Source organism: Streptomyces longispororuber (assembly GCF_014656095.1).
GTDB lineage: Bacteria > Actinomycetota > Actinomycetes > Streptomycetales > Streptomycetaceae > Streptomyces > Streptomyces longispororuber.
Window position 1 is genome coordinate 1 of sequence record NZ_BNBT01000117.1, and the last position, 22335, is coordinate 22335.

Sequence of the window (22335 nt, forward strand, 5' to 3'; positions counted from 1 at the left end):
CGGGCCGTGGCCCGGCCGCGGACCTGCGCGCCCGCCTCGGCGGCGGGCGTCTCCCCGCTCCCGGCGAGGTCGCGCAGCGCGGTGGACAGCTCGCGCGGGGTCAGGTCATCGGGCACGGCCGCTCTCCTTCTCGCCGTTCCGGCCCGGGGCTCCCTCGCCGTTCCGGCCCGGGACTCCCAGGGCGCCGCTCTCGCCGGGGGAGAGGAGCGTGGCCAGGGCGGCCCGGCCGCGGGCCAGCCGGGCCTTGACCGTGCCGGTCGGGGCCCCGGTCTCGGCGGCCACCTGCTCCACGCTCAGGTCGCACAGGTGGTGCAGCACGATCGCGAGGCGCTGGGCCTCCGGGAGCTGCCGCAGGGCCTGCACCAGGGCGAGGTGCTCCGGCCCCGGACCGGGCGCGTGCTCGGGCGGCGGGGTGCGGCGCACCAGCTCCAGCCAGCGCCGGGCCCGCCGCCAGTGGCTGACCGCGAGCCGCATCGCGACCGTACGGATCCACGCCTCCGGGGCCTGAGCGGCCAGGAAGTCGCGCCGCCGGTCCCAGGCCCGCACGAACGCCTCCTGGACGACGTCCTGGGCCTGACCGTGGTCCCCGGTGAAGGCGTACACCTGGCCGACGACGCGCGGGAACGCCGACGCGTAGAACGCGTCGAACTCGTCCTCCGTCATGCCGCTCCCACGGGTCCCGGAACTTCTCCGCTTCGCATGCAACCCGGGGACCCCCGGCATGCGTACAGGTCCCGTACATCGAAGCACACCACATAGGGGGGCTCTGTTGACCAGGGGAACCACAGGAACCAAGGGAACCCGGCGGCTCGCGGGAGCGGCCGTGGCCGGGGTCTGCGCCCTGCTGCTCGCGGGCTGCGGCAGCGGGGGCGGCGGGGGAGACGGCGCGTCCGGTGCGGGGGAGCGGGCCGGTGCGGCGGCCCCGGCCCGGAAGGCGGTCCCGCGCGCGGAGCCGCTGCCGCAGGCGCTGCGGAGCGGCGTCAAGGTGAACGTCGCCGACGGGCAGACCGTCGGCGTCGGCATGCCGCTCTCGGTGACGTTCGCGCGTCCCGTACCGGCGTCCGGGCGGGCGGCGGTGGAGAAGCGCCTGAAGGTCACCACGGACAACGGCACCACCGGCTCCTGGAGCTGGGTCAAGGACCGCAACCTGCACGACGGCCAGCGGATCGACTACCGCCCGAGGACGTACTGGGAGCCGGGCACCAGGATCACCGTACGGGCGGGCGAGGCCATCGACAGGACCGTCACGGTGGGCCGCTCCCTGGTGGCCACGGTCGACGTGCGCACCCACACCATGACCGTCGTGAAGGCCGGGACGACCCGTCGCGTCCCCGTCACGGCCGGCGCCCCGGGGATGGACACCTGGAACGGCACGATGGTCGTCTCCGACAAGCAGCGCCGCGTCTTCATGGACTCCCGGACCGTCGGCTACGGAGACGCGTACAAGGACTACTACCACTACGCGGTGCACCTGACGACGTCCGGCACCTACCTGCACCAGAACCCGAAGGCCAACACCTACGCGGGCCGCGCCAACGTCACGCACGGCTGCATAGGCCTGGCCACGGACGGCACGGCGCGCCGCTTCTACGAGGAGGTCATCCCCGGGGACGTCGTCCGCGTGACCGGGTCCAAGGAGACGGTGGAGCCGGGGAACGGGTACGGCGACTGGAACGTGCCGTGGGACGAGTGGAAGGCGGGCAGCGCGCTGTGACCGGGACTGTGGCTGAGGCTGTGGCTGCGGTCAGGGTCGCGGCTCGCGGGTGGCGGCCTCCCGGAGGAGGCGGCCGCCCGCACGGACTGGAGGCCGTGACCGGAATCGAACCGGTGTGCTTCGCTTTGCAGGCGAATCCCTAAACCACTCGGGCACACGGCCAAGCTGTGTTCTCTTGTCGTCGACCGTAGGCGGTGGCCGTGCCACACCTCAAGGACATGGCCGCCGCCGCAACGGGACTGCCACACGGCGTTCATGTGCGTTCATGAAGGGCGGGACGGCGGTGCCGGTCTCCTCAGGGGTCTTTCAGGGGCGGTGTCGGGGAGATCCTCGGGGGGCCTTATGGGGGTCTTCTCGGGGGTCTTCCCGGATGTGGAGGCGGCGGGGGCGTGGCGACCATGGACGCATGACTTCTCAGTGGATTTCGCGCCGGGTGCTGGCCCGCGGCTCGGCGGCGGCGGGCGTCGCGCTGCTCGCGGCGACGGGCGGCGTGGGCGGTGTGGCTGTCGCGGCGGACCGGGCGGTGAGGAGACGCGGCGCCTGGGACCCGAAGGGCCTGCACGCCGCGTTGGCCGACCTGGCGCACCCGCCGGCGACCTCCGCGCAGCTCGCCGCCGCCCACGGCAGGGACCGGTGGTACGGCAGCACGGGTGTCACGCGACTGGGCGGACACCGGCCCCCGCGCCCCGACGACGCCTTCCGGGCGGGCAGCGTCACCAAGCCCTTCGTGGCGGCGGTGGTGCTCCAGCTCTGGGCGGAGCGCCGCCTGCGCCTCGGGGACCCGATCGGGCGGCACGTCCCCGGCCTGCTGCCGCCCGCGTCCGCCGCCGTCACGGTCAGACAGCTCCTGAACCACACCAGTGGGCTGCCCGACCACCGGGGCCTGCCGGACCTCGGCACTCCCGAGGCCGTGCTGCGCCACCGCCGCGACCGCTGGACGCCGTACGAACTGGTGGAGACGGTGGCCCACAGCGGCCCCAAGTTCGCCCCGGGCACCCGGCAGGAGTACAGAGGCGTCAACTACGTCCTGCTCGCCCTGCTCATACAGGAGCTGACGGGCCGGGCGTACGGCGAGGAGGTCACGGCCCGGGTGCTGCGCCCGCTGGGGCTGCGCCGCACGTGGTTCCCCGGTACCGACCCCCGCCTGCGCGGCGCGCACGTCCGTGGGTACCTGCGCATGACGGACGGCTCCCTGTGCGACGCGACGACGTACGACCAGTCGAGCGCGTGGGGCGAGGGAGAGCTGGTGACGACGGTGTCCGACCTGGAGCGCTTCCACGAGGCCTTGCTCTCGGGGGAGTTGCTGCCGTCGACCGCGGTGGACCGGCTCTTCGCCCTGCCGCCGGACACGGTGCGCATGCCGGACGGCACTCCGGCCCGGTACGGCATGGGACTCCAGCGGGTCCCGCTGCCCGGGGGCGTGACGCTGTGGGGAAAGACGGGCGAGACCTACGGCTACCGCACCCGGATGTTCGCCACCCGCGACCGGCGCGTGCGGTTCGTCCTGGCGTACACACCCACCCCGCTGACGGCGAAGGAGGACATGGTGGAGCGCGTGGTGGCCGCCCTCCCGCTCATACGGGCCTGACGCCTGGCGGGCCGAGCTCCGCCCAGACCGTCTTCCGCGGCTCCGGCCCCGTCTCGGTGCCCCAGCGGTCGGCGAGCGCCGCCACGAGGAGCAGGCCCCGCCCCGACTCGGCGTCCGGCCCCACCGGCCCGGACGACCGGGGCAGGCACTCGCCCCGCGTGTCGGACACCTCGACCCGCAGTACGCCGCCGTCCGACACCCGCAGCACCAGCCGGAAGCCCCGCCCCGGCACGTGCCCGTGCCGCACGGCGTTGCTGACGAGCTCGGCGACGACGAGCTCCACGGCGTCGGACGGCCGCTCCCAGGCCCGGAGTTGGCGCACGGCGGCATGACGGGCGAGCCGGGCGCCACGCGGCGTGGACGGCATCCGGACACTGAACACCCGCGCGTCGGCCCGGGCTTGTGAGGTCTCTGTGTTCATGCCCTTCAGCGTGCGGGACCCCGCCTACGCTGCATGGCAACCAGACGTTCACGTACGGTGACTGTCCGCTCGCTGTCCGGCGCTGTCTCGGATGTCCAGGGTGTCGTACGGGTACGGCTGCGCGTTGGAGCGGGGCGGCACAGCGGAGGTGGGCGTGATGAGCGCGGACGGCGAAAGCATGGACGAGGCGGGCTGGGACGTCGAGCCCGGCGACGAGATCGCATCGGTGGTGGAGGCCCTCGGCCACCAGCAGAAACGGTGGCGCGAGGCCGCGGGCATGTCCGCGACGGAGTTCGGCGACGCCATCGGCTACGGCGAGGACCTGGTCCGCAAGGTGGAGCGCGGGGCGCGCATCCCCCGCCCCGAGTACCTGGACGCGGCGGACGACGTCCTCAGGGCCCGGGGCTTCATCAAGGCGATGAAGGAGGAGCTGGCGAGGGCGAGGTACCCGAAGAAGGTCCGCGAACTGGCGAAGCTGGAGGCGAGGGCGGTCGAGCTGTGCCTGTACAGCACCCACAACGTGCACGGCCTGCTCCAGACACCGGAGTTCGCCGAGGCGCTGCTGCGGACGCGGCGTCCCGCCTACGCCCCTGAGGAACTTGAGCGGCTGGTTGCCGCGAGGATGGCCCGGCAGGCGATCTTCGAGCGCAGCCCGGCGCCGGAGCTGAGCTTTGTCCAAGAAGAGGTGACGCTTCGGCGACCGATCGGCGGGACAATGGTGTTGCGCCGACAGCTCGAACGTCTACTGGCAGTGGCGCAGTTGCCGAACGTCACGATCCAGGTGATGCCCACTGAACATGGCGACCACCCTGGAACGGGCGGACGGATCCAAGTGCTGAAGTTCGCTGATGGCACGGCCATTGGACGTACGGACGACGAGTTCAACGGGCGACCGGTCTCCGACCCTCGGCAACTCCGAATCCTCGAGCTGCGCTATGGCATCATCCGGGCCGAGGCTCTCACGCCACGGGAGTCGATGGCCTTCATCGAGCAAGTGCTGGGAGAGACATGACGCACAAGTCCTTCGCCTCGGGCACCTCCAAGCTGACGTGGTTCAAGAGCAGTTACAGCGACAGCAGCAATGGCGAGGACTGCGTCGAGGTAGCCCTGGAGTGGACCAAGAGCAGCTACAGCGACAGCAGCAATCCCAGCGACTGCGTAGAGGTAGCCCTGGAGTGGACCAGGAGCAGCTACAGCGACAGCAGCAACATCAACGACTGCGTCGAAGTGGCCACCACCCGGACCACCATCCACATACGGGACTCCAAGAACGCCGAAGGCCCCCGTCTCGCGTTCGGCTCGCGCGCCTGGCGCGACTTCGTGGGGCACGCGAGCGGGGGCTGACCGGCAGGTCGGGGGATCAGGCGGCCACGTCGTACGTGTAGTGGCGGCGGTGGTCGAGCATGTCGGCGGGGGTGACGTTGCCCCAGGGGCGCATGGGCTCGTTCAGGTCGACGACGTCGCGGGTGCCGGAGGCGGGCCGGTACGGGGAGTTGGGGTGGCGGGACTGCCACTCGGCCCAGAGCTTGTCGACGTAGGCGTGGTGGAGCCAGAAGACGGGGTCGTTGGGGGAGGCCCCGGTGGCCATGTGGCCGCCGACCCAGACGTGGACGCGGTTGTGGAGGTTGACGCCGCGCCAGCCTTCGAGGTGGTTGCGGAACCCGTCGGAGGCGCTGTTCCACGGCGGGGCGTCGTACGTGGACATGGCGAGGACGGAGTCGACGTCGGCCTTGGTGGGGAGCTGGAGGCCGTTGCCGCCGAGGTTGCGGCGCAGGAAGTCGCGGGCGTCGACGCGGACGTTGATGCGCCAGGCGCGGGCGGACCCGGCGAAGGGGCCGTCGGTGACCTGGCCGTCGCGGCTGCGGCCGGTGCCGCCGAGGAAGTCGGGGGCCCAGAGGGATGAGGCGGGGGTGCGGTCGGTGGTCCAGTCCCAGTAGGGGAGGGCGACGGAGGGGTCGACGGACTGGAGGGCCTGCTCGAACTGTATGAGGAAGCGGCGGTGCCAGGGCAGGAAGGACGGCGAGCGGTGACCGACGCGGTCGCTGTCGTCGCGGTCGCTCATGATGAAGTCGTTGTGCGTGCTGACGAAGGAGTCATAGCGCCCGTCGCGCTTCAGGGCGAGAAGGGCGTCGACGAAGCGGCGCTTCTCGTCGGTGGTGAGCTGGGCCTGGTTCTTGCGTACGGTCATGGTGGCGGAGCTCCGGTTCAGGCGGCGGACGGGGTGGGCGTGGCGAGCGGGACGAGGGCGGCGCCCTGGAGCTCGACGACGGCGGCGCGGGCGAGGGCGCGGGGTGTGGCCTGGGGCTCGTAGTGGTTCACGACGCTGATCCAGGTGCCGTCGGCGTTGCGCATGACGTGCAGCTCGTCGCCGTCGATGCGGACGGAGTAGCCGGTTCCGTGGTCCCCGTGGTGGCCGCCGCCGTGGGAGGGGCCGCCCTGGATGCGGCGGCCGAGGTACACCTCGTCGAAGGAGCCGGGCTCCTGGCCGGACCTGCCGTGGTCGTGCGGCGTGGCGGCCTGGGCCGGGCTGTGGGCTGCGGCGACGGCGGTGAGGCCGGCGGCGGCGCTCGCGGCGGCGCCGAGGGCGCGGCGGCGGGTGATTCCGGACATGCGTAAACCCCCAAAGAAGCGGTGCGAAAGGGGAGTTCCGGTGGTCAGCCGGACTCCTGGGGGTCATGCGAACAGAAGCGGAGGTCGGGGCCGTAATCGGTGGGAAAGGTTGCCCGCCCTTACGGACGACTGCGCACAAATAGTGCAGAGTTGAACGGCAGTGATCTTGTGCCGCATCCGCTTCATGGACACGTAATCAGTAAATCTTGCGCTACAAATACGAGGTGAGCGCAAAATCTTCACACGCAACGTCGGGTTGGTGCTGTCGATCACAGGGGAAAGGTGGCTGAAAAGGGGCGCGGTATGCCGCAGGGTGGCGCTGCGGACGCCCTGAGTAGTGGCATGAGTACCGGTACTCAGGAGACTTCCGGGACGAGTGATGAAGCTGGGCGGCATGACGACACCGCCCACGACACCCCCGCCCACCATGCCCACACCCCCGCTCGTGCCGCCGCCCCCGCCGCCGTACGCCCCGACGCGCAGCGGTCGCCGGTGGCGGGGTGCGGTCGTCACGGCGGTGATCGCCGCAGTGGTGGCGGCGGGCCTCGGGACGTGGTGGTGGATGCGCGACGACGACCCCTTGGCGGGGCGGCCGCGCGTGACGGACACCAAGGCGGGCCTGTCGTACGGCATCCCGGAGGGCTGGAAGCACGACGGCAAGAAGAAGCTGATCAGCGCCTTCACCACGGGCATGACGAAGAAGTCCCACGAGGACGCGTACGGCAAGGACACCGACGGCGGCTTCGTGGCCGCGGGCGAGGCGGGCCGGGTGCCGGAGGCGGCGCTGGCGGGGCAGACGGAGCGGGCGGCGCGTTCCAACGCGGTGTTCTTCTATCCCGAGGGTTCCTCGGAGCTGAAGGAGTCGAAGGCCACCACGGTGGACGGCCACACGGCCCACACGGTGGCCCTCGCGGTGAAGGACGGCGAGGGCGGCACGGCCCACCTCAGGCTGACGCTGATCATCACGGACGAGAACGACACGGCGTTCCTCCTGGGCCTGGGCACGCCCGGCACGGGCCCTGAGCGCGAAGAAGTCGACACGGTCCTGTCGACCGCGACGGTCCTCTGACCGCGGAGAGGGGGCGCGGGCCAGCCCCACAGGCGTGGGGAGCCGGTCGGCGGCCCCGCCTCAGCCGTCGGGACCGCTGTCGTCCACACGTCCTGTCGTCGCGTCGACCAGGACGGAGGACGGATCGCTGCCCTCGGGGATGATGGCGACCACCCACTGGGCACGCCAGTGTCCCCGCACCTCGTACGCGGCCAGACGCCTGGCCTTGACACTGACGCCGTCCAGGGTCGTCTGAGTGGCACGGGCGCGGGCGACTGCCTGCTGCCTGGTGAGCTTGATGGGCGGAAGCTTGACGTGGGGCGGGCCCGAGTCGACGTTGAGCTGGGAGACGCGGCCCGCCCGGTTGATCTCGACATCCAGTTTCGCGGGCATGACCACACCGTCCTGCAGGAATCGCCAGCTCGTCATCCATCCGAACTCGGCGTTCTCGCCGACGGGATAGGTCCTGTGGGTGCTTCCGCGCAGAGCCCACGGGTAGTGCTCGCCCGCGTACCGGCGTGCGATGGCGTAGGCCTCTGTGGCGTCCACGTCGCGACGGGAAGAGCCGCCGACGGGGTAGCTGTTGGGTCCCGGCTGGCTGGAGCTTTCCAGGCTGACGTTGAAGCGGTCCGTCTTCGGCCAGCTCAGTGTGGCCTCGCCGTCGCGTTCCAGAGTGATCAGCAGACTGTCATGTCCGTCGGGTCCGGGCTGGAGCTGGACGTTGGCGAACGTGTAGCGGTCGCCGAAGGCCGTACGGAAGGCATCGGTGGCTGCCTGCTTCTGAGCGTCGTCGGGGGATTGGAGGCTGGTCGCGTCGACGGCGATGGGCGTGATCGCCACCTGCCAAGTGACGGCGCAGACCACCAGCGTCGCGCCGGCGCTGAGAAGAGTGGGGCGTACCTGAGGCTGCACGGGTTGCAGCCGGGCCTTGGCGATGTATGTGCCGAGCCATGCGACCAATGCGCCGCTCACGCCGCCGAGGATGTTCATCTCGGCGTCGCTGCTGTCGCAGTTACGGCCCACCCAGGGCAACACTGCCTGGCCGACCTCGATGGCCACGGGAGCGGCCACGACCCATGCCGCGGTGGCGAGAACCCGACGGCTCGCGAGCAGCCCGAAAAACCCCAGCGGCGCGAACATCCCCGCGTTCAGCAGGCCTTGCTCGGTCTTGAAGGGCTCAGCGAGGTCCTTGTTCAGAACGCAGGTGGTGCTGGAGCCTCCGGCACCCGGAAAGAACCAGGTCACTCCGACGGCCATCCCGCTACAGACAGCGAAGGCCGCCCACGCCCAAGGTTTACCCCTGTCGCTTCTACCTCGCTGCCACAGAAAGGCGCCCACTCCCAGGCCGATGGATACGCAGATCAAGGCGCAGAGAAACACTTTCTCGCCCTGGAAAATGGCTGTAAACACTTTTCTCGTACCTTGAACGCGGGGATGCGTCCCGCCCGGAACGAGCCGGACGGGATACGTTGATTTCGGGTATCAGCAGGAAGCAACAGGCGTCTGGTAGCTCCCCTCGCCCTTCACGTGCATGATGCCCACGGTGGAGCTGCAGACGAAGTCGTAGTCGGTGCGGGTCCACGTCTTTGAGCGCGTCGTCCCCTTCTTCTGGGAGCCGTAGGCGCCCCAGTGAGTGGTGCCCTTGTAGGTGTAGCCCAGCTTGTTGGTGACGGCCGACCCGCTCGACTTCTTGTAGGAGGTCTTGATGCCCGTCCTCGTGGCGTCCGGGTGGTACTTGCTGTGGAAGACGGCGCCGCCCGAAAGGGACGTACACACGGAGTTCGGCCCGAAGCGGCCGTCGTGCGGGCAGCCGGCAGCCTTGATGGCGATCTCGCCGTCGGCCACAAGGCTCTCGTCACCGTCTGTGCCGCCTTCGGCCGCGACACCGCCTGTGCTGGTCGCCTCGAGGGCATGCGCGGCAGCGGTCGGTTCGGCCTCGTCGGCGTAAGCGGATCCGGATATGCCGCAGAGTGCCACGGCCGCCGGGAAGGCCAGAATTCGGAGTGCGGACATGCGCATGAGTGATTCCCCCTTTGAAGAACTGTGAGTATCTCTGCCTGTGGCCGAAGGGGATGTTGAGGTGCTGAGGGCGCGGCAGTTCTCTAATGAGGTCGGTGATAGAGAGAGCGTCCTGTCGCCGTGAGCCCTCCGGCTCGGCGAAATGATCATATGCAGACATCGGTGCCGACTACAAACAGATGTCGTGTTGGTGACTCGCGGTGATTATTGGCGGTTTTGTTGAGGGTGAAAGCTTCGGGCTTTCGATGCTCAATGGCATCCGGCGGCAAGCGTGTTGGGTGTTGTGGAATGCAGAATTCCGTATAGGTGGCAACGGTGGTGGACTACGCTCCGTTGATCTTGCGCAGCGTGAGGCTTGCCCGGCCGGACCGGTGACGCGCCTCCATGTGCCATAGGGGCGGAGGACGTACGACCAACGGCTGAGGCGCTTCCCGTCTTCGGGCAGGCGATCTTGTCGGTGGTGGCTCCTACGCTGGCCCGTATGACCACCCACGACCCCCGCGACACCGACGTCGCTCCCGTTCCGGCCGCCGCCGTGCCCGTTCCGGCCGCCGCCGCTCCCGTCCCTGCCGCTGCCGAGGCGGTGGCGGTGGCGGATGCGGGGGAGGCGGGGGCCGGCGAGGGTGGGGTGCTCGGGAAGGCCTATCGGGCGCTGAGCGTGGGGATCGTGTCGGTCGTGCTGCTGATCGCGTTCGAGGCGACCGCCGTGGGGACGGCGATGCCCGTGGCGGCGCGGGAGCTCGACGGGGTGTCGTTGTACGCCTTCGGGTTCTCGGCGTACTTCACGACCAGCCTGTTCGGGATGGTGCTCTCGGGGCAGTGGGCCGACCGGCGCGGGCCGCTCGGGCCGTTGACGGGCGGGATGGCCGCGTTCGTGGCGGGGCTGCTGCTGTCGGGGACCGCCGGGGCGATGTGGCAGTTCATCCTGGGGCGGGCGGTACAGGGGTTCGGCGGCGGACTCGTCATCGTGTCGCTGTACGTGGTGGTCAGCCGCGCCTACCCGGAGGCCCTGCGCCCGGCGATCATGGCGGCGTTCGCGGCCGCCTGGGTGGTGCCGTCCGTGGTCGGGCCCCTGGTGGCGGGCACGGTGACCGAGCACCTCGGGTGGCGGTGGGTGTTCATCGGCGTCCCAGTGCTCGTCGCCGCGCCCCTCGCACTCGCGCTGCCCGCCGTACGACGCACGGCGTCGGGTCCGCTCGACCCGGACGCCCCGCCCGAGCCCCTCGACCGCCGCCGCATCCGCCTCGCCCTCGGCATCTCCCTCGGCGCCGGCCTGCTCCAGTACGCGGGGCAGGACCTGCGCTGGCTGTCCCTGATACCCCTGGTCCTCGGCGCCGCCGCGCTCGTGCCGTCCGTGCTCGGGCTGCTGCCCCGCGGCACCTACCGGGCCGCCCGCGGGCTGCCCTCCGTGGTGCTGCTCCGGGGCGTGGCCGCGGGCTCCTTCGTCGCCGCCGAGTCCTTCGTACCGCTGATGCTCGTCAGCGAGCGCGGGCTCTCGCCGACCCTCGCGGGCCTCTCCCTCGCCGCGGGCGGCGCCACCTGGGCGCTCGGCTCGTACGTACAGTCGCGGCCGCTCATGGAGCCGCACCGGGAGAAGCTCGTGGTCGTCGGGATGGTGCTGGTGGCCGCCGCCATCGCCGCCGCGCCCGGCGTGCTGATCGACGCCGTCCCGGTGTGGACGGTCGCGGTCGCCTGGGGCTTCGGCTGCCTCGGCATGGGCATGGTCATCGCCTCGACCAGCGTGCTGCTCCTGCGCCTGTCGCCCCCGCGGGACGCGGGCTCGAACTCCGCCGCGCTCCAGATATCCGACGGCCTGTCCAACGCCCTGCTGCTCGCCGCGGGCGGCGCCGCCTTCGCCGCGCTCGGCGGCGGCGCGATCGACGCCCACGGCTCCGGCGCGGACGCCGCCGCGGGTTCCCACCCGGCCGCCTTCGCCGCGGTCTTCCTGCCGATGGCGGCCGTGGCCCTGGCCGGGGCATGGCTCGGCACCCGCCTGCGCACCCGCGCCGGGCAGCACGGCTGAGGGGCGCCCGGCGGGGATGGACGCGAGCCGGTGTGAACCGCGTCGCACCGGGGGGCGGACCCGGGCGCCAGCCCCGGGGTGCGGTCGTCCCACCGGTAGGGTGGCCCGGTTGTCGTACGTACCCGCAGCGTCAAAAAACGGAGACCGTGACTACTACAGCCGCCTCCTCGTCGCACCACCTGTCGCCCGCCTTCCCGGGGCGTGCTCCCTGGGGTACCGCCAGCAAGCTGCGCGCCTGGCAGCAGGGGGCGATGGACAAGTACATCCAGGAGCAGCCGCGCGACTTCCTCGCCGTGGCGACGCCCGGCGCCGGTAAGACGACGTTCGCCCTGACGCTGGCGTCGTGGCTGCTGCACCACCACGTCGTGCAGCAGGTCACCGTCGTCGCCCCCACCGAGCACCTGAAGAAGCAGTGGGCCGAGGCGGCGGCGCGGGTGGGCATCAAGCTGGACCCGGAGTACAGCGCGGGCCCGCTCAGCAAGGAGTACCAGGGCATCGCCGTCACCTACGCCGGTGTCGGCGTGCGGCCCATGCTGCACCGCAACCGCGTGGAGCAGCGCAAGACGCTGGTCATCCTCGACGAGATCCACCACGCCGGCGACTCGAAGTCCTGGGGCGAGGCCTGCCTGGAGGCCTTCGAGCCGGCCACGCGGCGGCTCGCCCTCACCGGTACGCCGTTCCGCTCCGACACCAACCCGATCCCCTTCGTGACGTACGAGGAGGGCAACGACGGCATCCGCCGCTCCGCCGCCGACTACACGTACGGCTACGGCAGCGCCCTCGGCGACGGCGTCGTGCGGCCCGTCATCTTCCTCTCCTACAGCGGCAACATGCGCTGGCGCACCAAGGCCGGCGACGAGATCGCCGCGCGCCTCGGCGAGCCGATGACCAAGGACGCGGTCTCCCAGGCCTGGCGCACCGCCCTCGACCCGCGCGGCGACTGGATGCCCAACGTCCTCCAGGCCGCCGACCGCCGCCTCACCGAGGTCCGCAAGGCCATCCCGGACGCCGGCGGCCTCGTCATCGCCACCGACCAGGATTCCGCGCGCGCGTACGCGAAGCTCATCCGCGAGATCACCGGCACCAAGGCCACGCTGGTGCTCTCCGACGACGCCGGGGCCTCGCAGCGCATCGACGACTTCAGCCACAGCGACGACCGCTGGATGGTCGCCGTCCGCATGGTGTCCGAGGGCGTCGACGTGCCCCGCCTCGCGGTCGGCGTGTACGCGACGACGATCTCCACGCCGCTGTTCTTCGCCCAGGCCGTCGGCCGCTTCGTGCGGTCGCGGCGGCGCGGCGAGACCGCGTCCGTCTTCCTGCCGACGGTCCCCGACCTGCTGACCTTCGCCAACGAGATGGAGGTCGAGCGCGACCACGCCCTCGACCGGCCGAAGAAGGAGGGCGGGGAGGAGGACCCGTACGCCGAGTCCGAGAAGGAGATGGACGAGGCGAACAAGCAGCAGGACGAGGACACCGGCGAGCAGGACATGCTGCCCTTCGAGGCGCTGGAGTCCGACGCCGTCTTCGACCGGGTGCTGTACGACGGCGCCGAGTTCGGCATGCAGGCCCACCCGGGCAGCGAGGAGGAGCAGGACTACCTGGGCATCCCCGGCCTCCTGGAGCCCGACCAGGTCCAGCTCCTGCTCCAGAAGCGGCAGGCCCGGCAGATCGCGCACAGCAAGAAGAAGCCCGCCGAGGAGGCCGACCTCCTGGAGCTGCCCGCCGAGCGGCGGCCCGTGGTCTCCCACAAGGAGCTGCTCGAACTGCGCAAGCAGCTCAACACCATGGTCGGCGCGTACGTCCACCAGAGCGGCAAGCCGCACGGCGTGATCCACACCGAGCTGCGGCGGGTGTGCGGGGGGCCGCCGAGCGCGGAGGCCACGGCGGGGCAGCTTCGGCAGCGGATCGCCAAGGTGCAGGAGTGGGCCACGCGTATGCGCTAGGGCGCACGCTTGCGGGTTCCGCTGTTCGGGGGGCTTGCCGTCGGTGCCGGACCTGGCGGTCTGTACGTGGTTGCTCGCGCAGTTCCCCGCGCCCCCTCCGGGGCGCCTCCGCGGGGGCCCGGTCGTCACCGGAAGGTCGGGAAACGTGCGCGGGTCGTGCAGGTGGGGTGCATTCCGCGTCCACATACGGGGGTGCGTATCGGGGTGAAGCGGACCGTCTTTCCTTCCCCTTGACCGGATTCTGGACGGAGTCTTCCGCTGAGCGGGACGCCCTCGCTACTGTCCCCGCTACACAACGCCCCGTGGCAGCGCCGCCCCGGAGCGCAGCCGGTGCCCGCCGCAGAGGGGGCCGTCGACCCTCACCAACTAAAGGAGTGGGCGTCGTGACCGCGGAGACTTCTCAGACGCTCGACCGAGGACTGCGCGTCCTCAAGCTGCTCGCCGACACCGACCACGGCCTGACCGTCACCGAGCTGTCCAACAAGCTCGGCGTGAACCGCACCGTGGTCTACCGCCTGCTCGCCACGCTCGAACAACACGCGCTCGTACGCCGCGACTTGGGCGGCCGCGCCCGCGTCGGCCTCGGGGTGCTGCGGCTCGGCCGGCAGGTGCACCCGCTGGTGCGCGAGGCGGCGCTGCCCGCGCTGCGCGCCCTCGCCGAGGACATCGGGGCGACCGCGCACCTGACCCTGGTCGACGGCACGGAGGCGCTGGCCGTGGCCGTCGTCGAGCCGACCTGGACGGACTACCACGTGGCGTACCGGACCGGGTTCCGCCACCCCCTCGACCGGGGCGCCGCGGGCAAGGCGATCCTCGCCGCCCGGCAGGGGCAGATCACCGACCCCGGCTTCGCCCTCACCCACGGCGAGCTGGAGGCCGGTGCCAGCGGGGCCGCCGCGCCGCTGGTCGGGGTGACCGGCATAGAGGGCAGCGTCGGTGTGGTCATGCTGGCGGACTCGGTGCCGGAGCGGGTCGGGCCCCGGGTGGTGGACGCGGCCCGCGAGGTCGCCGAGGCACTGCGCTGAGGCCGCTCGGCGAGCCGCGCTCGCGGCCTTCGGCCTTCCTCGTCCTCAAGCGCCGGACGGGCTGAACCCTCCCGTCCGCTGTTCCCTGCCCGTCGGAGCGTCGATGGCGCCTCGCGTAGATTGGACGCGTGCTGTCCCGTCTCGCTCGATTGAGCCGCCCCCAGGCCCTGGCCCTGTCCGCGCTGCCGGTCGCCGCGCTGCTCGGCGTCACCGCGTTCGCGCCGCTGCCGTTCTCCGTCGCCCAGCCGGGCGGCACCGCGGACGTGCTCGGCGAGCACGAGGGCAAGCCGGTGCTCACCGTCTCCGGGCTGCCCACGCGCGAGACCGAGGGGCAACTGCGGATGACGACGATCGTGGCGACGGGCCCCCAGATGACGGTGCGGCTCGGCGACGTGATCGACGGCTGGTTCCGCACCGACCGGGCCGTGATGCCCAGGGACTCCGTGTACCCGGAGGGCGACAACGAGAAGGAAGTCGAGGAGCACAACCTCGGCGACATGCGGGAGTCGCAGGACGACGCCACGAAGGCGGCGCTCGCCTACCTCAGGAAGAACGGCGTGGACGGCACCGAGAAGGTCCAGGTCAAGGCCGACCTGGGCAAGATCGGGGGGCCGAGCGCCGGGCTCTTCCTCGCCCTCGGCATCATCGACAAGCTGGACGGGAACGGCAGCGGCGGCGACCTGACCGGCGGCCGGACGATCGCCGGGACCGGCACCATCCAGGCGGACGGCAAGGTCGGCGCGGTCGGCGGCGTCTCCCTCAAGACGCGGGGCGCCGCCCGTGACGGGGCCACCGTCTTCCTGGTGCCGAAGGCCGAGTGCGAGGCGGCCGAGGCGGAGAAGCCGAAGGGGCTCCGGCTCGTGCCGGTCACCACGCTGTCCGGTACGGTCGACGCGCTGCGCGCTCTGGCCAAGGGCGGGAAGGTCCCGACCTGCTGACCAGGAGCAGGCCCAACTCGACGAGGGTCCAGCCCAGTTGAGCGCGGAACGGGGGCCTCGGCTGCCTCCGGGCGACAGCGCGGTGCCGTAACTCCTCGGTGCGGGTGCGGTGCAGCAGCAGATGGACGTCGGAGTGCATGGGGGTGCTCCTTCCGAGCCGTGGTCGGTTCAGGGGTCGAGCCGTGGCCGGTGCAAGGTTCAGGCCGTGGTCGGTGCAAGGTTCGGGCCGTGATCAGGTCAGGTTTCGGGTCGTGGTCGGTTCAGGGTTCGGACGGTGGCCGGTTCGAGGTTTCCGGGCCGTGGCCGGTTCAGGTCGCGGGTCGCGTCGGGAACTGGTGCAGGTGGACGCGGACCGTGGCCGCGTCCGGCGCGTCGGCCTCCGGAGCCAGCGCCCGGTAGCTCTCGATGAGGGCGTGCGCCTTCCGGCCGAGCTCCGCGCTCAGCTCCGGGGTCAGGCGCAGCGTGAAGTCGCTGACGTCCGAGCTCTCCACCCACTCCTTCGGCCAGTCGTCCGCCGTGCCCAGCCAGGTGGACAGCTCCTGGGAGTGCTGTGTCGCGCTCTCGTGCAGCAGCGTGCCGACCGCGCCGCGCACCTCCGGGTCGGGGTCGGTGCGCAGTTCGTCGCCGAGCATCGTCCCGTCGTACACCGCACGCCACCAGCGCTCGCGGCCCGTGCCGCGCTCCGGGGCGTCCTCCACGAAGCCGTACTCCGCGAGCTGGCGCAGGTGGTAGCTGGTCGCGCCGCTGGACTCGCCGAGCCGGTCCGCCAGTTGGGAGGCGGTGGCGGGGCCGTCGCGGCGCAGCGAGGACAGCAGGCGCATCCGCAGCGGGTGGGCGAGCCCTCGCAGCGAACGGGCATCGAGGTGGTGGATCCTCCGTTGCGCGGGCCGCTCCGGTTCTCCGGTCATGACAGCAGCGTACGCATGCAAAGGTTCCGTTGCAACGGGTTCTTTGCAACGAACCCTTTGCGTCCAACGAAGCCTGACCGCACAGGCGTTACTCCTTCACGAACCCCTGCTCCACCATCCAGTCCTTCGCCACCTCGTGCGGGTCCTGGCCGTCGACGTCCACCTTCGCGTTCAGCTCCCGCGCCACCGCGTTCGTGAGCTTCTTCGTGACGGGGGCCAGGACTTCCGCGATCTCCGGGTGCTTCTTCAGGGTCTTGGCGTTGATCTCGGGCGCGGCGTTGTAGTTGGGGAAGAAGCGCCGGTCGTCCTCCATGACGGCGAGGCGCATCGCCTTGATGCGGCCGTCCGTCGTGAACACCTCGCCGAAGGTGCAACTGCCCTTCTTGACCTGCGTGTAGATGATCCCGGTGTCCATCTGCGTGACGTTCCCCGCCGGCAGCTTCATGCCGTACGCCTTCTGCATGCCGGGCAGGCCGTCGGCCCGGTTGGCGAACTCGCCCTCCACGCACACGGTGACCGCCTTGGGGTCCTTCCTCGCCAGGGCGGCGACGTCCGTGAGCGTCTTCGTGCCGTACTTCCCGGCGTTGGCCGCGTTCGTCGCGAGGGCGTAGGTGTTGTTCAGGGCGGCGGGCGGCAGCCAGCTCACGCCGTTCTCCGCGTCGGCCTCGCGGACCGCCTGCCACTGCTCGTGCGGGTCGGTGATCGGCTTGGAGTTGCCCTGGTACGTGATCCACGCGGTGCCCGTGTACTCGTACATGGCGTCCGCGTCGCCGCCCTTGACCGCCTCGCGGGCGCCGATCGAGCCCTGGATGCCGGTGCGGTCCAGGACGTCGGCGCCGGCCGCCTGGAAGGCGATGCCCAAGACGGCTCCGAGGATGAGCTGCTCGGTGAACTCCTTGGAGGTGACGGTCAGTTTCGCGCCGTCCAGCGGCCTGCCCTGCCCGACGGTGCCGGGCTTCACGTCGTCCACCATCGGTGAGCCGCTGGTCAGCCCGCAGCCGCCCGCCGTCAGCAGGGCCACGGCCAGTGCCGCCAGCGCCTTCGTGCGCGGTGCGGCCCTCATGACCGGACCTCGAGGCCGCGCGGGCTGAGGACGATCTCGGCCAGCGACGCCAGCCAGTCCACGAGGAGCGCGAGGACCACGGTGAGGATCGAGCCGAGCATCAGGACCGGCATGCGCTGGTTGGTGATGCCCGTGGTGATCAGCACGCCGAGGCCGCCCCCGCCGCCGAAGGTCGCCAGCGTCGCCGTCCCCACGTTCAGGACGAGCGCGGTGCGCACCCCCGCGAGGATCAGCGGGACCGCCAGCGGCAGCTCGACCCGCGTGAGCACGCCGAGCGGCGACATGCCGATGCCGCGCGCGGCCTCCAGGAGCGTCGGGTCGTTCGCCCGCAGGCCCGCGATCGTGTTGGAGAGCACCGGCAGGACGGCGTAGATCACGATGCCCGTCAGGGCCGCCCTCTCGCCGATGCCCAGCCAGATCACCAGCAGGGCCAGCAGGCCGATCGCGGGCGTCGCCTGGCCGGTGTTGGCGAGCGCCATCGCCACCGGCGCGCCCTTGCGGAACCGGCGCCGCGTCAGCAGGATGCCCAGCGGGATCGCGATGATCAGGACGAAGAACGTGGAGAGCGCCGTCAGCTCGACGTGCTGCCGCAGCGCCTTGCCCACCTGCCCGTCGGAGAGGGCGTTCCGGGAGATCGGGTCCAGGTCCGCCCGCGCGAACCAGAGCCAGGTCGCGAGCAGCACCGCCGCCAGCAGCGCGGGCAGGAACGTCAGCTTCTGCCAGGTCACCCGGCGCGGCTCGCGCGCCACCGGCGACGCGGACGGCCCCGGCCCGGCCGGGTCCTCGGCGCCGTACCCCTCGGGGTCCTCGCCGTACTCGTCCCGGTACGCGTCACGGAAGGCGAGCCCCTTGACCTCGTGCTCGCCGGGCGGGCGGGCGGCCTGCCGGGCCACGGGCCCGCGGCGCGGGGCGTGGGGGTCGTCGCCGGGCGTCGGGCTCATGCCTTCGCCTCCCCGCCGCCGTCGCCCTCCTGCTCCTTGCGGGTCAGCCGGGCGCGCTGCTCCTCCAGCTCGTGCTGGTGCTCCAGGGCGTCCAGGCGGTCGGCCTCCAGCATCTCGTGCACGGAGTTCATCAGCGTCTCCATGTCGACGACGCCGGTGTACTCGCCGCGCCGCCCGGTGACCGCGACCCGGCCCGCGTTGTCGGTGAGCACCGCCTCCAGGGCGTCGCGGAGCGTGGCGTCCCGGGTCACCGTGTCGTGCACGAGGGTGCCCGCGCGGGCCAGGGAGCCCTTGGCGCGCATCAGGTCGCCGCGGCGGAGCCACTTGTAGGGGCGGCCGCGCTTGTCGAGGAGCAGCAGCTCGTTCGTACCGGACGCGCGGAGCTTGGTGAAGATGTCCTGGAGCGGGTCGTCGATCGTCACCGTCGGTACGTCGGCCATCTCCACGTCGCGTACGCGGGTCAGGTTCAGCCGCTTCAGCGCCGCGCCCGCGCCGACGAAGCCGGAGACGAAGTCGTCGGCCGGGTTGGTGAGGATGGCCTCGGGGGTGTCGAACTGGGCGATGTGCGAGCGCTCGCGCAGCACCGCGATGCGGTCGCCGAGCTTGATGGCCTCGTCGAAGTCGTGCGTGACGAAGACGATCGTCTTGTGCAGCTCGTGCTGGAGGCGGATCAGCTCGTCCTGGAGGTGGTCGCGCGTGATCGGGTCGACCGCGCCGAACGGCTCGTCCATGAGCAGCACGGGCGGGTCGGCCGCCAGCGCCCGCGCCACGCCCACGCGCTGCTGCTGGCCGCCGGAGAGCTGGCGCGGGTAGCGGCCGTGGAACTCGCCCGGGTCGAGCCCGACGAGTTCCAGCATCTCCTCCACGCGCTCCTTGACGCGGGCCTTGCCCCAGCCGACCATGCGCGGCACCAGGGCGATGTTCTGGGCCACCGTCATGTGCGGGAAGAGGCCGGAGGACTGGATGGCGTACCCGACCTTGCGGCGCAGCTTCACCGGGTCGATGTCCGTGACGTCCTCGCCGTCGATGCGGATGCGGCCGCCGGTCGGTTCGATCAGCCGGTTGATCATCTTCAGCGTGGTGGACTTCCCGCACCCCGAGGGGCCCACGAAGATGACGGTCTCGCCCGCCTTGATCTCCATGCTGACGCTGTCCACGGCCGGCTCGGCGCTGCCCGGGTAGCGCTTGGTGAGGTTCTCCAGCTCGATGGTCGCGCCGGAGGCGGCGGCCGGGGCGGCGGGCGAGGTGGCGGTGGAGCCCGCCTGGTCGGCGACCGCGCCCGGGGCTCTCGGGTCCGGGGACGGGACGGGCCTCTCCGGCGTCTCAGACACGGATCCCCCTCGGAATCGTCAGGCGGCCGATCAGCACGTACGCGGCGTCGAAGAGCAGCGCGAGGACGACGATCCCGAGCGTGCCCGCGAGCACCTGGTTGAGCGCGTTCTTGCTGCCGAGCGAGGCGATGCCGCGGAAGATCTCGTTGCCGAGCCCGGGCCCGGAGGCGTACGCGGCGATCGCGGCGATGCCCATCAGCATCTGGGTGGAGACCCGGATGCCGGTGAGGATCGGCGGCCACGCCAGCGGCAGCTCGACCCGCGCCAGCCGGTGCAGCCGCGACATCCCGATGCCCTTCGCGGCGTCCACCAGCGCCGGGTCGACGCCGCGCAGGCCCACGATCGCGTTCCGCACGATCGGCAGGAGCCCGTACAGCGTCAGGGCCGTCACCGTCGGCGCGACGCCGAGGCCCACCACGGGGATCAGCAGACCGATCATGGCGAGCGACGGGATCGTCAGGACGGTGGAGGTCACCGTCGTGGCGAGGTTGCCCGCCCACTCGCTGCGGTACGTCGCCACACCGATCAGCACGCCGATGACCGTCGCCACCACCATGCACTGGAAGACCGCGCTGGCGTGCTGGTACGCGTCCGTCAGCAACTGCTGGTGACGGGTGCCGAGGTAGTCCCAGAAGTTCACAGTGCCGCTCACCTCACGGGGCGCGCTCAGACGGCGCCGGGCGGATCCCGGGCCCTTGTGCGTCGTGTGCTGTGTGCCGTGTGCTCCGTGCTCCGTGCCTCCTACTCCTTACCCATGCGGGCACCGGTGCCCGCATGGGTGCCGGTATCCGTCCCGGCCGGGACGTCAGGCGCCGGACGCCTGTTCCACCAGCGGGACGATCCGCAGCGGAACGGGGTTCTCCATGACGATCGCCGTGGAGGCCCGGACGATGCCATCAAAGCCCAGCACCCGGTCGATCACACGTTGGAGATCCGCGTTCGAGCGGGCCACCAGACGGCACAGCATGTCGCCGTGGCCGGTGATGGTGTGCAGCTCCAGGACCTCGGCGACGGTCGCCAAGTGGGCCCGTACGTCGGCGCCCTGGCCCTGTTTGATCTCCAGCGTGGCGAACGCCGTGACCGGGTAGCCGAGCGCCGCCGGGTCCACCTGCGGGGCGAAGCCGCGGATGACTCCGTTCGACTGAAGGCGGTCCATGCGCGCCTGCACCGTGCCGCGCGCCACCCCGAGCCTGCGGGACGCCTCCAGGACGCCGATGCGCGGCTCGCGCGCCAGCAGCACGAGGAGCCTGCCGTCCAGATGATCGATCGCCATGCCGCCTCCCAAATAGTCATGATGTACAGAACGCCCGCCAGTATGGGCCCTCCGCTGGGCAGATTGACCAGGAAATGCGCGAACTATTGCGCATCTTGTGGATCGGCGGCAGCCTCGGCCTATGACTCAGACCACACACACCACCCCCGAAACCGCGCGCGAGGCCGACCCCTTCCCGGTGAAGGGAATGGACGCGGTCGTCTTCGCCGTGGGCAACGCCAAGCAGGCCGCGCACTACTACTCCACGGCGTTCGGCATGAAGCTCGTGGCCTACTCCGGACCGGAGAACGGCAGCCGCGAGACCGCCAGTTACGTCCTGGAGAACGGCTCCGCCCGGTTCGTCCTCACCTCCGTCATCAAGGCGTCCACCGAGCGGGGCACCTTCCTCGCCGACCACGTGGCCGCGCACGGCGACGGCGTCGTCGACCTCGCCATCGAGGTGCCGGACGCGCGCGCCGCGTACGCGTACGCCGTCGAGCACGGCGCGCGCGGCATCGAGGAGCCGTACGAGGTGAAGGACGAGCACGGTGTCGTGGTCCTCGCCGCCATCGCCACCTACGGCAAGACCCGGCACACGCTGGTCGAGCGCAAGAACTACGACGGCCCGTACCTGCCCGGCTTCGTGTCCGCCTCGCCGCTCGTGGCCCCGCCCGCCAAGCGGACCTTCCAGGCCATCGACCACTGTGTGGGCAACGTCGAGCTCGGCAAGATGAACGAGTGGGTCGCCTTCTACAACAAGGTCATGGGCTTCACGAACATGAAGGAGTTCGTGGGCGACGACATCGCCACCGAGTACTCGGCCCTGATGTCCAAGGTGGTCGCGGACGGCACCCTCAAGGTCAAGTTCCCGATCAACGAGCCCGCCATCGCCAAGAAGAAGTCCCAGATCGACGAGTACCTGGAGTTCTACGGCGGCGCCGGCGTCCAGCACATCGCCCTCGCCACGAACGACATCGTCGCGACCGTCCGCACGATGCGGGCCGCGGGCGTGCAGTTCCTCGACACCCCCGACTCCTACTACGACACGCTGGGGGAGTGGGCCGGGGAGACGCGGGTGCCCGTCGAGACCCTGCGCGAGCTGAAGATCCTCGTCGACCGGGACGAGGACGGGTACCTGCTGCAGATCTTCACCAAGCCGGTGCAGGACCGGCCGACGGTGTTCTTCGAGCTCATCGAGCGGCACGGGTCGATGGGGTTCGGGAAGGGGAACTTCAAGGCGCTGTTCGAGGCGATCGAGCGGGAGCAGGCCAAGCGGGGCAACCTCTAGAGGTGCCTGGCCCCTGTCGGGGGCCTCTCGCCCACCCACCCGCCCGTGACACCCCGGCCTTGCCGGCCGGGGCCCGGCGCGGAGCGCTGCGGCCGACTGCCCCGGGCTTTCCGCCGCTGCCGCGGCGGTGTCTCCCGCCCGCCCACCCGTGACGGCCTGGCTTCGCCCGCTTGGCCCGGGCGCGGGGCGCTGCGGGTGGGTGCCCGCGTTTTCCGCCGCTGCC

General features: G+C 71.3%; 22 protein-coding genes and 1 tRNA gene. 10 read left to right on the forward strand and 13 right to left on the reverse strand.

Features of this window, described 5'->3' with window-relative positions:
- Window positions 1-105: 105 nt before the first annotated feature.
- A complete protein-coding gene (locus IE330_RS27935; protein WP_190138919.1) occupies window positions 106-663 on the reverse strand; it encodes a SigE family RNA polymerase sigma factor in 558 nt (185 codons plus the stop codon).
- Between the two features lie 106 nt (window positions 664-769).
- On the opposite strand from IE330_RS27935, the gene IE330_RS27940 reads away from it, so the two are divergent.
- Window positions 770-1714 carry a L,D-transpeptidase gene (locus IE330_RS27940; RefSeq protein WP_229925984.1) on the forward strand — a complete coding sequence of 315 codons (945 nt, stop codon included), beginning with the start codon at window positions 770-772 and terminating at the stop codon, window positions 1712-1714.
- Between the two features lie 87 nt (window positions 1715-1801).
- On the opposite strand, the gene IE330_RS27945 is transcribed toward IE330_RS27940, so the two are convergent.
- Window positions 1802-1876, reverse strand: a tRNA-Cys gene (locus tag IE330_RS27945).
- A gap of 244 nt (window positions 1877-2120) precedes the next feature.
- Between IE330_RS27945 and IE330_RS27950 the strand changes: the two genes are divergently transcribed.
- Window positions 2121-3302, forward strand: a complete 1182-nt coding sequence (locus tag IE330_RS27950; RefSeq protein WP_190138920.1) for a serine hydrolase domain-containing protein — start codon at window positions 2121-2123, stop codon at window positions 3300-3302.
- Here IE330_RS27950 and IE330_RS27955 read toward each other — a convergent pair.
- A complete protein-coding gene (locus tag IE330_RS27955) occupies window positions 3289-3723 on the reverse strand; it encodes an ATP-binding protein (protein WP_190138921.1) in 435 nt (144 codons plus the stop codon). The two genes, IE330_RS27950 and IE330_RS27955, sit on opposite strands and share 14 nt — an antisense overlap.
- Window positions 3724-3880: 157 nt before the next feature.
- Here IE330_RS27955 and IE330_RS27960 point away from each other — a divergent pair, with 157 nt between their 5' ends.
- Both IE330_RS27960 and IE330_RS27965 read left to right on the forward strand, forming a co-directional pair.
- Window positions 3881-4735 carry a helix-turn-helix domain-containing protein gene (locus IE330_RS27960; RefSeq protein WP_190138922.1) on the forward strand — a complete coding sequence of 285 codons (855 nt, stop codon included), beginning with the start codon at window positions 3881-3883 and terminating at the stop codon, window positions 4733-4735.
- Window positions 4732-5067: a DUF397 domain-containing protein gene (locus tag IE330_RS27965; protein ID WP_190138923.1), complete on the forward strand. Its 336-nt coding sequence runs from the start codon at window positions 4732-4734 to the stop codon at window positions 5065-5067. The genes IE330_RS27960 and IE330_RS27965 overlap by 4 nt, the downstream gene beginning before the upstream one ends.
- Before the next feature lie 16 nt (window positions 5068-5083).
- On the opposite strand, the gene melC2 is transcribed toward IE330_RS27965, so the two are convergent.
- Window positions 5084-5911 (reverse strand): tyrosinase MelC2, encoded by an 828-nt coding sequence (gene melC2 / locus IE330_RS27970; protein WP_190138924.1) that lies wholly within the window; start codon window positions 5909-5911, stop codon window positions 5084-5086.
- A 17-nt stretch (window positions 5912-5928) separates the two neighbouring features.
- On the reverse strand, window positions 5929-6333 hold the full coding sequence (gene melC1 / locus IE330_RS27975; RefSeq protein WP_190138925.1) for an apotyrosinase chaperone MelC1: 405 nt from the start codon (window positions 6331-6333) through the stop codon (window positions 5929-5931).
- 394 nt (window positions 6334-6727) lie between these two features.
- Here melC1 and IE330_RS27980 point away from each other — a divergent pair, with 394 nt between their 5' ends.
- Window positions 6728-7402 carry a hypothetical protein gene (locus tag IE330_RS27980; RefSeq protein ID WP_190138926.1) on the forward strand — a complete coding sequence of 225 codons (675 nt, stop codon included), beginning with the start codon at window positions 6728-6730 and terminating at the stop codon, window positions 7400-7402.
- Between the two features lie 60 nt (window positions 7403-7462).
- Here the strand turns inward: IE330_RS27980 and IE330_RS27985 are convergent, their stop codons facing one another.
- Complete coding sequence (locus IE330_RS27985; protein ID WP_190138927.1) at window positions 7463-8626, reverse strand: VanZ family protein; 1164 nt, start codon at window positions 8624-8626, stop codon at window positions 7463-7465.
- A 237-nt stretch (window positions 8627-8863) separates the two neighbouring features.
- A complete protein-coding gene (locus IE330_RS27990) occupies window positions 8864-9400 on the reverse strand; it encodes a hypothetical protein (protein ID WP_229925985.1) in 537 nt (178 codons plus the stop codon).
- A 481-nt stretch (window positions 9401-9881) separates the two neighbouring features.
- Between IE330_RS27990 and IE330_RS27995 the strand changes: the two genes are divergently transcribed.
- From IE330_RS27995 to IE330_RS28010, 4 genes are all read left to right on the forward strand, one after another.
- The gene (locus IE330_RS27995) at window positions 9882-11423 is read left to right on the forward strand and encodes an MFS transporter (RefSeq protein WP_190138928.1); all 1542 of its coding nucleotides are present in this window, start codon (window positions 9882-9884) and stop codon (window positions 11421-11423) included.
- A gap of 146 nt (window positions 11424-11569) precedes the next feature.
- Window positions 11570-13366 carry a DEAD/DEAH box helicase gene (locus IE330_RS28000; RefSeq protein ID WP_190138929.1) on the forward strand — a complete coding sequence of 599 codons (1797 nt, stop codon included), beginning with the start codon at window positions 11570-11572 and terminating at the stop codon, window positions 13364-13366.
- A 383-nt stretch (window positions 13367-13749) separates the two neighbouring features.
- Window positions 13750-14391, forward strand: a complete 642-nt coding sequence (locus tag IE330_RS28005) for an IclR family transcriptional regulator (protein ID WP_190138930.1) — start codon at window positions 13750-13752, stop codon at window positions 14389-14391.
- Window positions 14392-14519: 128 nt separating this feature from the next.
- Entirely contained in the window at window positions 14520-15329 is an 810-nt protein-coding gene (locus IE330_RS28010) for a S16 family serine protease (protein ID WP_229925986.1), read from the forward strand.
- A 308-nt stretch (window positions 15330-15637) separates the two neighbouring features.
- Here IE330_RS28010 and IE330_RS28015 read toward each other — a convergent pair whose 3' ends face one another.
- The 6 genes from IE330_RS28015 to IE330_RS28040 form a co-directional block, all read right to left on the reverse strand.
- Window positions 15638-16237: an ArsR/SmtB family transcription factor gene (locus IE330_RS28015; RefSeq protein ID WP_190138931.1), complete on the reverse strand. Its 600-nt coding sequence runs from the start codon at window positions 16235-16237 to the stop codon at window positions 15638-15640.
- Between the two features lie 88 nt (window positions 16238-16325).
- Window positions 16326-17300: a glycine betaine ABC transporter substrate-binding protein gene (locus tag IE330_RS28020; protein WP_190138932.1), complete on the reverse strand. Its 975-nt coding sequence runs from the start codon at window positions 17298-17300 to the stop codon at window positions 16326-16328.
- Window positions 17297-18241: an ABC transporter permease gene (locus IE330_RS28025; RefSeq protein ID WP_190138933.1), complete on the reverse strand. Its 945-nt coding sequence runs from the start codon at window positions 18239-18241 to the stop codon at window positions 17297-17299. The genes IE330_RS28020 and IE330_RS28025 overlap by 4 nt, the downstream gene beginning before the upstream one ends.
- Window positions 18238-19449 (reverse strand): betaine/proline/choline family ABC transporter ATP-binding protein, encoded by a 1212-nt coding sequence (locus IE330_RS28030; RefSeq protein ID WP_229925988.1) that lies wholly within the window; start codon window positions 19447-19449, stop codon window positions 18238-18240. The genes IE330_RS28025 and IE330_RS28030 overlap by 4 nt, the downstream gene beginning before the upstream one ends.
- A gap of 115 nt (window positions 19450-19564) precedes the next feature.
- A complete protein-coding gene (locus IE330_RS28035) occupies window positions 19565-20212 on the reverse strand; it encodes an ABC transporter permease (protein ID WP_190138944.1) in 648 nt (215 codons plus the stop codon).
- A gap of 165 nt (window positions 20213-20377) precedes the next feature.
- The gene (locus tag IE330_RS28040) at window positions 20378-20845 is read right to left on the reverse strand and encodes an Lrp/AsnC family transcriptional regulator (RefSeq protein ID WP_190138935.1); all 468 of its coding nucleotides are present in this window, start codon (window positions 20843-20845) and stop codon (window positions 20378-20380) included.
- A 121-nt stretch (window positions 20846-20966) separates the two neighbouring features.
- Between IE330_RS28040 and hppD the strand changes: the two genes are divergently transcribed.
- On the forward strand, window positions 20967-22112 hold the full coding sequence (gene hppD, locus IE330_RS28045) for a 4-hydroxyphenylpyruvate dioxygenase (RefSeq protein ID WP_190138936.1): 1146 nt from the start codon (window positions 20967-20969) through the stop codon (window positions 22110-22112).
- Window positions 22113-22335: the final 223 nt, after the last annotated feature.

Coding starts and splice junctions, on each gene's coding strand:
- IE330_RS27935 (WP_190138919.1), bottom strand. CDS start 663: ATGACGGAGGACGAGTTCGACGCGTTCTACGCGTCGGCGTTCCCGCGC.
- IE330_RS27950 (WP_190138920.1), top strand. CDS start 2,121: ATGACTTCTCAGTGGATTTCGCGCCGGGTGCTGGCCCGCGGCTCGGCG.
- IE330_RS27955 (WP_190138921.1), bottom strand. CDS start 3,723: ATGAACACAGAGACCTCACAAGCCCGGGCCGACGCGCGGGTGTTCAGT.
- IE330_RS27960 (WP_190138922.1), top strand. CDS start 3,881: ATGAGCGCGGACGGCGAAAGCATGGACGAGGCGGGCTGGGACGTCGAG.
- IE330_RS27965 (WP_190138923.1), top strand. CDS start 4,732: ATGACGCACAAGTCCTTCGCCTCGGGCACCTCCAAGCTGACGTGGTTC.
- melC2 (WP_190138924.1), bottom strand. CDS start 5,911: ATGACCGTACGCAAGAACCAGGCCCAGCTCACCACCGACGAGAAGCGC.
- melC1 (WP_190138925.1), bottom strand. CDS start 6,333: ATGTCCGGAATCACCCGCCGCCGCGCCCTCGGCGCCGCCGCGAGCGCC.
- IE330_RS27980 (WP_190138926.1), top strand. CDS start 6,728: ATGACGACACCGCCCACGACACCCCCGCCCACCATGCCCACACCCCCG.
- IE330_RS27990 (WP_229925985.1), bottom strand. CDS start 9,400: ATGCGCATGTCCGCACTCCGAATTCTGGCCTTCCCGGCGGCCGTGGCA.
- IE330_RS27995 (WP_190138928.1), top strand. CDS start 9,882: ATGACCACCCACGACCCCCGCGACACCGACGTCGCTCCCGTTCCGGCC.
- IE330_RS28015 (WP_190138931.1), bottom strand. CDS start 16,237: ATGACCGGAGAACCGGAGCGGCCCGCGCAACGGAGGATCCACCACCTC.
- IE330_RS28020 (WP_190138932.1), bottom strand. CDS start 17,300: ATGAGGGCCGCACCGCGCACGAAGGCGCTGGCGGCACTGGCCGTGGCC.
- IE330_RS28025 (WP_190138933.1), bottom strand. CDS start 18,241: ATGAGCCCGACGCCCGGCGACGACCCCCACGCCCCGCGCCGCGGGCCC.
- IE330_RS28040 (WP_190138935.1), bottom strand. CDS start 20,845: ATGGCGATCGATCATCTGGACGGCAGGCTCCTCGTGCTGCTGGCGCGC.
- hppD (WP_190138936.1), top strand. CDS start 20,967: ATGACTCAGACCACACACACCACCCCCGAAACCGCGCGCGAGGCCGAC.